Consider the following 12,295-nt stretch of genomic DNA (forward strand, 5'->3'; position numbering starts at 1 on the left):
GGCCTCGGCTCGGCGGCATTCACCGGGCGCGCTCAGCCGGGCAGTTGGAGGGACTTGACCTCCTGGAACTCCTGGATGCCGTGGCGGCCGAGCTCCCGGCCGATGCCGGACTGCTTGTAACCCCCGAACGGAGCCGCGGCGTTGAACTTCGCGCCGTTGACGTCGACCTGGCCCACCCGCAGCCGGCGGGCCACGGCGACGGCGCGGTCCTGGTCGCCGGACCACACGGTGGCGGCGAGGCCGTACTCGGAGCGGTTCGCGAGGGACACCGCCTCCTCGTCGTCCTCGAACGCCATGACCGCGAGGACGGGGCCGAAGACCTCCTCGCGGGCCAGGGGCGAGGACGGGCTGACGTCCGTCCAGACGCTCGGCGCCACGTAGTGGCCGGTCGGGGGCAGCGCGGCCGCGGTGTCCTGGCCGGTGACCTGTCGGGCGCCCGAGCGGGCGGCCTGCGCCAGATGGCCGAGGACCCGCTCCCGCTGCCCGGCGGAGGCGAGGGGGCCCAGCAGGGTCGCCGGGTCCTCGGGGTCGCCCGGCACGTAGCCGGCGACGACCTCGCGGACGATGTCCAGCGCCTCGTCCAGCCGCGCCCGCGGCACCAGCAGCCGGGTGCGGGCGGTGCAGGTCTGTCCCGCGTTGTGCAGGGCGCTGCGGACCCCGTCCTCGACCGCGGCGGCCAGGTCGGCGTCCGGCAGGACCAGCGTGGCGGACTTGCCACCCAGCTCCAGGCAGGTCTTCTTGACCGTACGGGCCGCCGCCGCGCCGACCTCCCGGCCGGCCTCCAGCGACCCCGTGAAGGACACCAGGTCGACGCCGTCGTCGACGGTGAGCGCGGCGCCCGCCGTCGCGCCCCGGCCGGGCACCAGGTTGAAGACGCCCGGCGGCAGCCCGATCCCGTCGATGAGCTGCGCGAGGAAGTACGAGGAGAGCGGGGCGAGTTCACTCGGCTTGAGCACCAGAGTGCAGCCCGCCGCGATGGCCGCGCCGATCTTGGCGACCGCCTGGTGCAGCGGGTAGTTCCACGGGGTGATGGCGCCGACCACGCCGACCGGCTCGCGCACCACGAGGGAGTGCCCGATCCGCTCCTCGGCGGTGGCCGCGGCGAGCTCCGCCGTGAAGCCGTCGAGCACCCGCACCGGCAGCCCCGCCTGGACGCGCCGGGAGAACGTGATCGGCGACCCCATCTCCCGCGTGACGGTCTCCGCCAGCTCGTCCTGGTGCTTCACCAGGGCCTCGCGCAGCGCCGTCAGGGCCGCCGTGCGCTCCTCGACGCCGGTCGCCGCCCAGCCGGGCAGCGCCCGGCGGGCCGCGTCCACCGCGCGCCAGACGTCCTCGCTGCCGCAGTCCGGGACCTCGCCGACGATCCGCAGGGTCGCCGGGTTCTCCACGGCGATCGTGCCGGTGGCGCGCGGGGCGGTCCACCGGCCGCCGACGTAGACCTGGTGCAGAGGGAGGGAATTCATGGCGTGACGGGTCTCTTTCGGCAGGTTCGAATGAGCTGAATTCCTCCGGCGAACAGGCAGGAGGGAAGGAATTGACGACGTGACGGCGGACCAATGTACGGAGCTCGGCCGCCCGCGGACTGGATAAATTCTGTATGTCGAACTGCCGCCCGAATCGGGTGGTGACGACCCGCGAAAAGGAGTTAAGGTGCGGTGCTTGAAATGCCGGGACGGGTGAGTTCCCGGCCGTTCGAGAAGCCCAGGGAAGCAGGCCGTCAGTGATACCCAGCCCGGTACGTACCCGGAATGCCGCGAGCCCGGACGGGCGCTGGCTGCGTCGGCCCCGCCCGGTGCCCGCGCCGAGGAGCCGTCTGGTGTGCCTGCCGCACGCGGGCGGCACCGCCGGCGCGTTCTACGGCTGGGCCGACGCCCTGCCGGACGACGTGGAACTCGTCGCGGTGCAGTACCCCGGACGGCAGGACCGCTTCGGCGAGGCGTGCGTCAGCGCCATGGGGCCGCTCGCCGACAGCGTGGCGCGGGAGCTGCTGCCGCTGTTCGACCGGCCGGTCGCGCTGCTCGGCCACAGCATGGGCGCGGCCCTCGCGTACGAGGTCACCCTGCGTCTGGAGGCGCTGTACCGGGCCCGGCCGCGGCACCTGTTCGTCTCGGGACACGGCTCGCCGCTGAGCCCCCGGGGCGGCCGGGACCTCCATCTGCGGGACGACGACGCCATGGTCGAGGGCCTGCTCGCGCTCGGCGGCATGGACCCGGCGGTGGTCGCCGAGCCGGAGCTGCTGGCCCTGCTGCTGCCGTCGTTCCGCGCCGACCTGACCCTGATCGAGACCTACCGGCCCGCCGCGGCGCGGCCGGTGACCGTGCCGGTGACGGCGTACGTGGGTGACGCCGACCCGGGTGTGCCCGTCGCGCACGCCGCCGCCTGGTCGGACGCGACGTCCGGGGAATTCTCCCTGCAGGTCTTTTCCGGCGACCATTTCTCCCTCGTGCAGGGGAGCGAGATCGTCACGGACGTCGCCCGCGTTCTCGCGGCCCCGCACTGACCCCCGTATGTCCCTCGTTGCAGCCCCCCTGCTTCCCGCTCCTTTCCTCGGCTTCCCCGCGCACCCGACCGCCGGCCGCCGCGGGAATTCTCTCCGGCGCCGTATCGGCGCCGCCCGCACGAAGTCATCCCGACCCGAAGTATTTCCTGTTCCAAGGAGCCTTTCGACATGCTGCCCGACGACGACGTGGCCACGAAGGTCCGCGCACTCATGGTCGACGCCCTCGATCTCCGGCTCGACCCCCAGGACATCGGTCCGCAGGTCTCGCTCTACTCGCCGATGATCCAGCTCGACTCGCTCAACCTGCTCCAGCTCCTGCTCGCCGTGGAGACCGAGTTCGGCGGCCACATCGAGGACGAGGACGTCATGGAGGCCGACCTGGAGACCGTCGGCGACCTGATCGAGCTCGTCCGCCGGCATGTCGCCGGCCTGCGGACGGAGACCCCGGCATGAAAGCCGTGCGCAACCAGTACCTGCTCGACGAGGACGACGTCCCGACCCACTGGTACAACATCCTCGCCGACCTCGACGTGCCGGCCTCCGACGTCCGCCGGGCCCGGCCCGCCGCACGGCCGGACGGCGACGCGACCGGCGACGCGCAGACCACCGACCGCGGGTCCACCGGGGCCAACATCCCGCTCTCCATGTACCGCGGCAGCGTCGGCACCGAGCGCCATGTGAAGATCCCCGACCCGGTGCGCGCGCAGTACCAGCGCTGGCGTCCCACCCCGCTGATCCGCGCCCACCGCCTCGAGCAGGCCCTCGACACCCCCGCGCACATCTACTACAAGTACGAGGGTGCCAACGCCTCCGGCAGCCACAAGCTCAACTCGGCGCTTGCGCAGGCCTATTACTACAAGAAGGCCGGCGTCCAGGAGATCACCACCGGCACCGGCGCCGGCCAGTGGGGCACCGCGCTGTCGATGGCCTGCCACGCCCTCGACCTCGCCTGCACCGTCTTCATGGTCAACTGCAGCTACCGGCAGAAGCCCTACCGCCGGGTCCTGATGGAGCTCAACGGCGCCCGCGTCATCCCCAGTCCGAGCGGCACCACCGAGGCGGGCCGCGCCCTGCTCGCCGCCTCGCCCGACGGCGACGGCAGCGTCGCCATCGCCAACGCCGAGGCCCTCGAACACGCCCGGAGCGTGACACGCGGCGCCTTCTCCGTCGGCAGCGGCGAGAACCACGTCCTGCTGCATCAGACGGTCATCGGCGAAGAGGCCCTGCTCCAGATGGAGCTGGCCGGGGAGTTCCCCGACGTGGTCATCGGCGCGATGGGCGCGGGCAGCAACTTCGCCGGTCTCGCCTTCCCCTTCCACCGCGAGAAGCTGCGCACCGGAGCCACGACCCGGCTGGTGGCCGTGGAGCCCGAGGCGTGCCCCAAGATGACCCGGGGCCGCTACGCGTGGGACTACAACGACTTCTCCGGCACCACCCCCATGACGAAGATGTACACCCTCGGCCACACGTTCGTCGCGCCCGGCGTGCACGCCGGCGGACTGCGCTACCACGGTGCCGCGCCGCTGGTGAGCGCCCTCTACGACCGCGGCCTGATGGAGGCCGTGGCCTACGGGCAGAAGGACGTGTTCGAGGCGGGGGCGTTCTTCGCCCGTACCGAGAACCTCATCCCCGCCCCCGAATCCGCGCACGCCGTCAAGTGCGCCGTCGACGAGGCCGTACGCGCCCGCGAGGAGAATCAGCCGCGCGTCATCCTCTTCAACGTCAGCGGCCACGGCCTGCTCGACCTGTCCGCGTACGACCAGTACCTGGCGGGCACCCTGGAGGACCACGTGGTCTCCGACAGTCACATCGCCGCCTCGCTGGCCGGGCTGCCCGCCCTCGACCCGGTCGGCGGCCGCCCGTGAACCTCGACCCCACCGAGGAACAGACCGCCCTCGCCGACCGGTTCCGCCGGCTCGGCCGGGACCTCGGCGCCGACCTCCCGGCCCGCGAACGCACCGGGACGCTCCAGCCCGGCGACTGGCAGCGCTGCGCCGACGCCGGAGTCCTCGGTCTCCCCGTGCCCCGCGCGTACGGCGGCCTCGGCCTGACCCCGCTGACCTGTGCCCTCGCCTTGGAGGGCTTGGGCGAGGGCTGCCGCGACAACGGCCTCATGATCGCGCTCGGCGCGCACATCTGGGCCGCCGAGGTCCCGCTGCTGCTCTTCGGCAGCGAGGAGCAGAAGAACCGCTATCTGCCCGGACTCTGCGACGGCCGACTGATCGGCGCCCACGCCATCACCGAGGCCGGATCCGGCTCCGACGCCCTGTCCCTCACCGCCACCGCCCGCCGCGACGGCGACCACTACGTCCTCGACGGCGCCAAGCGCTTCGTCACCAACGCGCCCCTCGCCGACGTCTTCCTCGTGTACGCCACCGTCAACCCGGCCCTCGGGTTCACCGGCGTCACCGCCTTCCTCGTCGAACGCGGCCAGGCGGGGCTGACCGTCGAGACCCGCTACGAGAAGGCCGGACTGCGCACCGCGCCCTGGGGCGAGATCACCCTCAGCGGCTGCCGCGTCCCGCTCTCCGCGCGGCTCGGCGCGGAGAAGCAGGGCTCCCGCATCCTCGCCGCCACCATGGCCTGGGAACGCTCGATGATCCTGGCCCCGCTGCTCGGCGTCATGGGACGCCAGATCGACGACTGCGTCCAGTACGCGCGCACCCGTGAGCAGTTCGGCCGGAACATCGGCAAGTTCCAGTCCGTGTCCCACCGCATCGTCGAGATGCGGATCCGGCTGGACGAGGCCCGGCTGCTCACCCACCGGGCCGCCTGGGACCTGGAGCGGAGCGTCGCCTCGCACTACGCCGAGGCGGCCCAGCTCCGCACCAGCGAGTCCGCCGTCGAGACCTTCCTCGACGCCCTCCAGGTGTACGGCGGCCTCGGCTACACCACCGACACCGACGTCGAACGGAATCTGCGCGACGCGCTCGGCACCCGGATCTCCTCCGGCACCTCCGACATGCAACGGCTGGTGATCGCCGAGAAGCTCGGCCTCACCACCCGCGCCCGCGCCGCGTCCCCCCGCCCCGCAGGAGCCCGCCATGCGCACGCTGAATGAGCTGCTGACCCGCGCCGTGGCCGCCCGGCCCACGGCCGAGGCGGTCCGCCACCGGGGCCGCTCCACCGACTACGCTGGCCTGGACCGGGCGGCCACCGCGCTCGCCGCGACCCTGCGCGAGCAGGGCGTCCGCGCCGGTGACCGGGTGGGCCTGTGGTTCGGCAAGTCGACCGAGACCCTCGTGACCCTCCATGCGATCCTCAAGTGCGGGGCCGCGTACGTCCCGGTCGACCCGGCCACGCCCGTCGCCCGTGCCGCGTACATCCTCGGCGACTGCGCCGTCCGCTGCCTGGTCACCGACGCGCCCCGGCTCGCCCTGCTCCAGGAGCACGGCGTCCCCGCCCCGCTGCGCACAGCCGTCCTCGTCGGCGACGAGCCCGCCCCGCCCGGCGACCCGGCGCTCCGGTCGACGAGCTGGGCGCAGGCGGTGGACCGGCCGGCGCCCGACGGGTTCGCGCCCGCCGCCGTCGGCCCCGACGACCTCGCCTACATCCTCTACACCTCCGGATCCACCGGCACGCCCAAGGGCGTCATGCTGTCCCACCGCAACGCGCTGGCGTTCGTCGACTGGACCGTGACCGAGTTCGGGCTCACCGCCGAGGACCGGCTGTCCTCCCATGCCCCCGTCCACTTCGACCTGTCCGTCTTCGACGTCTTCGCCGCCGTGAGCGCCGGTGCCTGCCTCGTCCTCGTGCCCGAGCACCAGCGGGCCCTCGGCCCGGCGCTCAACCGGCTGGTCGCCGAGGAGGGCGTCACCGTCTGGTACTCGGTGCCCGGCGCCCTCATCCGGATGCTCGATGCCAAGAACCGCGCCCTGCTGGAGGGTTCACGACTGCGGACCGTGCTCTTCGCGGGCGAGCCCTTCGCGCTCAAGCACCTGCGGCGGCTGCGCGCGGCGCTGCCAGGAGCGGCCCTGCACAACCTGTACGGCCCGACCGAGACCAACGTCTGCACCCACCACCGGGTCACCGACGCCGACCTCGCCCCCGACCGCACCGCACCCCCGCCCATCGGCCGTCCCTGCCCGTACGCCGATGCCCGGCTCCTCGGCCCGGACGGCGGGCCGGTCCCCGACGTCCCCGGCGCCGAGGGCGAACTCTGCGTCACAGGCGACTCGGTGATGCTCGGCTACTGGGGCCGCACCCCGCCCGCCGAGGCCGTCGGGGGAGCGGCCCGGACCCACCGCACCGGCGACCTCGTCCGGTCGCTGGAAGGTGGCGGCTACCTCTACCTCGGCCGCCGCGACCACATGATCAAGATCCGGGGGCACCGGGTCGAACCGGAGGAGATCGAGGCCGTCCTGATGCGGCTGCCCGACGTCCACGAGGCGGTCTGCGTCGCCGTCCCGGACGCCCACGGCGACCAGGAACTCCAGGCCCATGTGGTGCCCGCCGACGGCGCGGCTCCCGACCCTGCCGACCTGCGCGCCCACTGTATGGCGACCCTCCCGCGCTATATGGTCCCCGCCGCCTTCCACCTCGCCGACTCCTTCCCCCGCACCTCGACCGGCAAGACCGACCGCCGGGCCCTGGCAGCCCTTCCCCTCCGGGAGGCGGCGTGACCGCCCGCGTGCTCACCCTGCGCCGGCCGAGCCGGCTGCTCGGCCGCGACAAGGGCGTCAACATCGTCCTGCCCGGCGGCTACAGCGAGGACGGCCCCGCCCACCCCGTCCTGTACCTGCTGCACGGCTACGGCGGCAGCAAGGACACCTGGCTCGTCAACACCCGTCTCGTCGACCTGGTCAGGGACAGCCGGACCATCGTCGTCCTGCCGCAGAGCGGACGCCGCTGGTTCGTCAACGACCACGCCGGACTGCGGTACGAGGACCACCTCGTCCACGAACTCGTGCCGGCGGTCGACGCGCGGTTCCACACCCGCGCCGACCGCTCCGGGCGCGCCGTCGGCGGCTTCTCCATGGGCGGGGCCGCCGCGCTCTTCCTGGGTCTGCGGCACCGCGACGTCTTCGGCGCGGTCGCCTCGCACGCCGGGGCCTTCGAGGCGCCGCTGCGGACCGGGGATCCGTACGCCACGTTCCGCTCGGACCCCGCGTTCGCCATGCCCACCGTGGAGAGCCACGAGCGGGTCTGGGGGCCGCCCGGCAGCGAGACCCGGCGGCGCTACGACCCGTACCGCCTGATCGGACAGGACAGCCGGACCCCGCCGCCCGCCCTCTACCTGGACATCGGCACCGAGGATCACGACCGGATGCGGGCCATGAACCGCCGGGTCCGCGACGCGCTGCGTGAGCGCGGCCACGAGGTCGCGTACCACGAGCGGCCCGGCGGCCACGACTGGCGGTTCGTCGACGGCGCCCTGCCCGCCTCGCTGGAATTCGTCGCCCGCCACACCGAGGAGCGGACGCATGAACGCATCTGAACCCTCCCTCCTGGTCACCCGCCCCCTCCCGGGCGTCGTCACGGCCGCCCTGAACCGGCCCGCCCGCAGGAACGCCCTGAACGAGGACCTGTTCGCCCGCCTCACGGACCTCTGTGCCGGACTGCGTGCCGACTCCTCCGTACGGGTGCTCGTCCTGACCGGCGCCGGGGACACCTTCTGCGCCGGGTACGACATCGACGAGGTCGGCCGGATCGCCGCGCTGCCCCCGCTCGACCTGCTCGCCCTGCTGCACCGGCAGGCCGAGGCGATCACCGGACTGACGGCCCTGCCGCAGACCGTGATCGCCGCCGTCGACGGCTCCGCCGTCGGCGCCGGGCTCTCCCTGGCGCTCGCCGCCGACATCCGGCTCGCCGCGCCCGGCGCCCGCTTCCAGGCCTCCTTCGCGAAGATGGGACTCTCCGGCGGCGACATGGGCGCCTCCTGGCTGCTGCCCCGGCTGACCGGCCTCGGCTTCGCCTCCGACATGATGCTCACCGGCCGGTTCGTGGCCGCCGACGAGGCCCTCGCCCGCGGCCTGGTGAGCCGGGTGACCGCCCCCGGCGAACTGGCCGGCGCCATGCTCGGCCTCGCCGCCGAGATCGCCGCGAACAGCCCGGTCTCGCTGGCCCTCACCAAGCAGGTGCTCCGGGCGAACACCGACGCGCCTTCGCTGGAGGCCGCCCTCGAACGGGAGGCGCCCGTCCAGGTCGTCGCCGCCCACTCGCCGGACGTCCGCGAGGCCGTGGCCGCCTTCCGGGCCCGCCGCGCCCCCGACTTCGGCCCGGCCCGGCCCACCGACCCCCAGCACGCCGGGGACGCCGTCCCGTCGGCGACCCCCTCCTGAAAGGAACCCCACGTGACCACCGAGAACGCCTGGCGACCCCGGATTTTGCGCCCCGCCGACGTGGGCGCCGACGCCACCCCGCAGGGCCTGGAGGAGTACCTGCGGGCCACTGACGTCGGCCGGCTCCTGGCCGAGGAACGCGCCGTCTACCTCCGCGGCTTCGGCATCACCGCCGACAGCTACGACGGCGCTGCCGACCTGCTGCTGGCGAACCGGCTCGCGTACGTCCACGGCAACTCGCCGCGCACCAAGGTCGGCCGCAACCTCTACACCTCCACCGAGTACCCGGCCGAATTCGAGATCTCCATGCACAACGAGATGTCGTACGCGCACACCTGGCCCTCGCGGATCCTGTTCTTCTGCGACGTGGCGGCGGCCACCGGCGGTGCGACCCCGCTCGTCGACGGCCGGCTCTGGCTGGAGTCCATCGACCCGGAGATCCGGGCGGCCTTCGCCCCCGGCGTCCGCTACACCCAGAACCTCCACGACGGCATGGGCTTCGGCAAGAGCTGGCAGGCCACCTTCGAGACCGAGGACCGGGCCGAGGCCGAGGCGTTCCTCGACGGCGCCGAGGCCGAGTGGAGCTGGCAGCCCGACGGCACCCTCCGCGTCACCCAGCTCCGCCGCGCGACGCTGGAGCACCCGGTCACCGGCACGGAGGTCTGGTTCAACCAGGCCGACCAGTGGCACATCGCCGGACTCGGCGACGACGCCGCCGCGCTCGCCGAACTCATCCCCGAGGACGAGCTCCCGCAGAACGCGTTCTTCGCCGACGGCAGCCCCATCCCGGCCGAGTACATCACCCACGTCCAGGAGATCGGCATGAAGACCGCCGTGGACGTCGCCTGGGAGGCCGGCGACCTGCTGCTCGTCGACAACGTCGCGGTCGCGCACGGCCGCCGCGCGTTCACCGGGCAGCGCCGGATCCTGGTCGCCATGGCCTGATCCGCGCCTCCGCTCCCGTACACGCCTCGAAGGGCCGGCCCGGGCGGGCCGGCCCTTCGAGGCGTTCACGGTGGGGGGCGGGAACCGTCAGGACGCCCACCGGTCGAGGGCGGCCAGGAACGCCGGCACGTCGTCCGCGATCCGGCCGGTCGCCGCGAACCGCCGCGACGGCAGCCCTTCGACGACGCGCCGCAGCGTCTTCTCCGTCTCCCGGACGACCGGCGCGAAGTCGAGCCGCAGGAGGTTCGCCATCGCGCCCAGCGTGCTGCGCGGGCCCGCGCCCAGGACCTGCCCGGCGCGGTTCTCGGAGGAGACCGGGACGTCGCCGTCCCGGTCCACGAAGACCACCAGGTCCACCGGCAGCGGCCGGGCCGGGGCGGGCCCGGCCCCGGGGCGCACCGGAAACAGGTACTCCCGCCCCCGGTGGTCCGCGGGCAGCTCCGAGGCGTGCCCCTCGACCGGCGTCCCGGTGACCCGCTCGATCAGAGCCCGGTCGTCCGGATGCGCCCGGCACTCCCACGCGCCGCTCAGGAACAGCGGCACGACGGCCCGGTCAGCGGTCACGAACACCAGATCCTCCGCGACCACCCGCCAGCCGTGGGCGAAAGCCGCGAGACCAAGGGTGGACTTGCCCGACCCGGACGCCCCGGCGAGCAGCACGGTGAACCCGTCGTCACGGGTGACGGCCACGCCGTGGATCAGCGCCATCCCGCCGCTCAGCATCAGTGGGGCGATCAGCGCCGTCCGCGTCAGCTTGCGTCGGAACGCCTCGTGGCTCGCGGACACCTCCACGAGGGCGCCGGGTGCGCCGCCGGACAGGGATGCGTCGTCGGCGCGCGGCGTGCCGTCGGCTGCGCCGTGGGCGGGGGTGGGGGCGGGCGACGCCGTCAGCAGTCCGGCCGTGCCCGAGCCCTCCCGGGCCGGCCAGTGGATCCGGCGGATGTCCCCGCTCTCGCTGTACGAGGCCCAGGGCCCGCCCGGCGCCGGCGGCGGCTCGCCGGACGGCGGGCGGTACGCGTCCACCGCCCGCACCCGCAGCCGGACCGCCCCCGGGCCGGGGAGCGGTCCGGCGCCGCGGGCCAGTGCCCCCGTGAAGACGTCGAGCCCCTCGACCGGATCGACCCCGTCCCAGAAGGTCCCCGCCGCGCCCGGTGGCACGGCGAACTCCCAGTCCGCCACGACCCGTTCGGAGACCAACCGCCCGGAGACGGCCGGGCTCGGACGGCCGGGGGCGGCCGGGCCCGCGGCGGACGCAGCCGGGGCGGCCCGGCCCGGGGCCGCCGGGCCGGGGCCGCTCAGGTCACTTGTCACGGTAGGCGGCCTGCCTCGCCATCGTGTGGAGCTCGGCGGCCCAGTCCGGGTCCAGCGCCCCGCGTACCGCGGCCCGCGCGGTCTCGATGCGCTCCGCGATCACCGCCTCCACCCGGTCGCGCACCCCGGTCCTGATGAGCACCTCGTGCAGCCGCTCGGGGTCGGCCCCGGCGAGGTCGTCGCCGACCAGCTCCCGGACCTCCGCCTCGTGGCGCAGCGCGATCGACATCAACAGCGTCATCTTGTGCTGCTTGAAGTCGAGCTGGGCGGGCTTGCCGATCACGTCGGAGCTGCCGAACGCGTCCAGCAGATCGTCCCTGAGCTGGAACGCCTCGCCGAGCGCGAGACCGTACCGCTCGAACGCGGGCCGCAGCTCCTGCGCGCCGGCCAGCTCCGCGCCCATGGCCAGCGGCCGGTAGACCGTGTAGCGGCCGGACTTGAACAGCGCGATCCAGCTCGACAGTTCGGGGTCCGGCACGAACCGGGCGGCGGCCCGTACATCCAGGAACTGACCGACCATCAGCTCCGTGCACAGCTCGCCCCAGATCCGCCGGGCTTGCGGCGGACAGTCGACGAGCAACCGCTCCGCGTACACCAGCGCGAGATCGCCGGCGAGGACGGCGACGCTCTCGCCGTACCGGCGCGGCTCGCCGCGCCAGTCCCGCTCCGTGTGCAGCGTCGAGTGCACGACGTGCGCGGTCGGCTCGTTGCGGCGCAGCCCTGAGTCGTCCATGACGTCGTCGTGCAGCAGCGCGAAGGTGTGCAGCAGCTCCAGGGCGGCCGCCACGTCGACGACGACCTGCGCCTCCGGGTCGCCGCCGCCGGCGAGATAGCCGGCGACGCAGAACGCGGGACGCAGGCGCTTGCCCCCGCTGCCCACCATGCGGCTCACACAGTCGATCAGTTCGGCCGAATCCGCGTTGAGCGCCGCCCAGGAGCGGCGCTCCTCGGCGAGGAATTCATGAATGCGTCGCTCCACCCGCGCCAAGACGCGGTCGCGTGTTTCGCGGGCGGCGACACCAGTGAATTCTTGACTCACTGGGAAGGTAGTGGACATGCGGATCTCCTGATACCGGGTAGACCTCAACACGCTCTTTCTCGCACACCCAAGGGCCCCCGAAAAGAGGCAGCTTGGCGTATAGGTGCTGTCCAGAGGGGTCGGCGTGCCGCGGGCTACCGTCCTGCGCAGTGAGCAGACGCCGTCTGCGGAGAAACCACTGACCTGTTTGTTCTTGCGGTGTGCCAGGAATTCCCTGTC

At 73.6% G+C, this 12,295-nt stretch carries 11 protein-coding genes; 8 read left to right on the forward strand and 3 right to left on the reverse strand.

Features of this window, described 5'->3' with window-relative positions:
• Positions 1-32: 32 nt before the first annotated feature.
• The gene (locus ACZ6K0_RS28065; RefSeq protein ID WP_376396225.1) at positions 33-1,463 is read right to left on the reverse strand and encodes an aldehyde dehydrogenase family protein; all 1,431 of its coding nucleotides are present in this window, start codon (positions 1,461-1,463) and stop codon (positions 33-35) included.
• A 353-nt stretch (positions 1,464-1,816) separates the two neighbouring features.
• On the opposite strand from ACZ6K0_RS28065, the gene ACZ6K0_RS28070 reads away from it, so the two are divergent.
• From ACZ6K0_RS28070 to ACZ6K0_RS28105, 8 genes are all read left to right on the forward strand, one after another.
• A complete protein-coding gene (locus ACZ6K0_RS28070; RefSeq protein WP_376396223.1) occupies positions 1,817-2,500 on the forward strand; it encodes a thioesterase II family protein in 684 nt (227 codons plus the stop codon).
• A gap of 168 nt (positions 2,501-2,668) precedes the next feature.
• Positions 2,669-2,953, forward strand: coding sequence for a phosphopantetheine-binding protein (locus tag ACZ6K0_RS28075; RefSeq protein ID WP_376396220.1), 285 nt, complete (start codon positions 2,669-2,671; stop codon positions 2,951-2,953).
• The gene (locus ACZ6K0_RS28080) at positions 2,950-4,365 is read left to right on the forward strand and encodes a TrpB-like pyridoxal phosphate-dependent enzyme (RefSeq protein WP_469232243.1); all 1,416 of its coding nucleotides are present in this window, start codon (positions 2,950-2,952) and stop codon (positions 4,363-4,365) included. The genes ACZ6K0_RS28075 and ACZ6K0_RS28080 overlap by 4 nt, the downstream gene beginning before the upstream one ends.
• The gene (locus ACZ6K0_RS28085) at positions 4,362-5,561 is read left to right on the forward strand and encodes an acyl-CoA dehydrogenase family protein (RefSeq protein ID WP_469232241.1); all 1,200 of its coding nucleotides are present in this window, start codon (positions 4,362-4,364) and stop codon (positions 5,559-5,561) included. Before ACZ6K0_RS28080 ends, ACZ6K0_RS28085 begins: the two co-directional genes overlap by 4 nt.
• The gene (locus ACZ6K0_RS28090) at positions 5,545-7,122 is read left to right on the forward strand and encodes an amino acid adenylation domain-containing protein (protein ID WP_469232239.1); all 1,578 of its coding nucleotides are present in this window, start codon (positions 5,545-5,547) and stop codon (positions 7,120-7,122) included. Before ACZ6K0_RS28085 ends, ACZ6K0_RS28090 begins: the two co-directional genes overlap by 17 nt.
• Positions 7,119-7,937 (forward strand): alpha/beta hydrolase, encoded by an 819-nt coding sequence (locus tag ACZ6K0_RS28095; RefSeq protein ID WP_376396208.1) that lies wholly within the window; start codon positions 7,119-7,121, stop codon positions 7,935-7,937. The genes ACZ6K0_RS28090 and ACZ6K0_RS28095 overlap by 4 nt, the downstream gene beginning before the upstream one ends.
• The gene (locus ACZ6K0_RS28100) at positions 7,924-8,781 is read left to right on the forward strand and encodes an enoyl-CoA hydratase/isomerase family protein (protein ID WP_469232237.1); all 858 of its coding nucleotides are present in this window, start codon (positions 7,924-7,926) and stop codon (positions 8,779-8,781) included. Before ACZ6K0_RS28095 ends, ACZ6K0_RS28100 begins: the two co-directional genes overlap by 14 nt.
• A gap of 12 nt (positions 8,782-8,793) precedes the next feature.
• Positions 8,794-9,726: a TauD/TfdA family dioxygenase gene (locus ACZ6K0_RS28105; RefSeq protein ID WP_376396201.1), complete on the forward strand. Its 933-nt coding sequence runs from the start codon at positions 8,794-8,796 to the stop codon at positions 9,724-9,726.
• 87 nt (positions 9,727-9,813) lie between these two features.
• On the opposite strand, the gene ACZ6K0_RS28110 is transcribed toward ACZ6K0_RS28105, so the two are convergent.
• A complete protein-coding gene (locus tag ACZ6K0_RS28110; protein ID WP_376396198.1) occupies positions 9,814-11,037 on the reverse strand; it encodes a hypothetical protein in 1,224 nt (407 codons plus the stop codon).
• Positions 11,027-12,016 carry a polyprenyl synthetase family protein gene (locus ACZ6K0_RS28115; protein WP_376396195.1) on the reverse strand — a complete coding sequence of 330 codons (990 nt, stop codon included), beginning with the start codon at positions 12,014-12,016 and terminating at the stop codon, positions 11,027-11,029. Before ACZ6K0_RS28115 ends, ACZ6K0_RS28110 begins: the two co-directional genes overlap by 11 nt.
• Between the last annotated feature and the right edge of the window lie 279 nt (positions 12,017-12,295).

The sequence above is a fragment of the Streptomyces sp. NPDC042346 genome, assembly GCF_055581845.1.

Bases quoted from the DNA above. Each gene is read 5' to 3' on its own strand.
- ACZ6K0_RS28090 (WP_469232239.1), top strand. From the start codon at position 5,545: ATGCGCACGCTGAATGAGCTGCTGACCCGCGCCGTGGCCGCCCGGCCC.
- ACZ6K0_RS28065 (WP_376396225.1), bottom strand. From the start codon at position 1,463: ATGAATTCCCTCCCTCTGCACCAGGTCTACGTCGGCGGCCGGTGGACC.
- ACZ6K0_RS28080 (WP_469232243.1), top strand. From the start codon at position 2,950: ATGAAAGCCGTGCGCAACCAGTACCTGCTCGACGAGGACGACGTCCCG.
- ACZ6K0_RS28075 (WP_376396220.1), top strand. From the start codon at position 2,669: ATGCTGCCCGACGACGACGTGGCCACGAAGGTCCGCGCACTCATGGTC.
- ACZ6K0_RS28100 (WP_469232237.1), top strand. From the start codon at position 7,924: ATGAACGCATCTGAACCCTCCCTCCTGGTCACCCGCCCCCTCCCGGGC.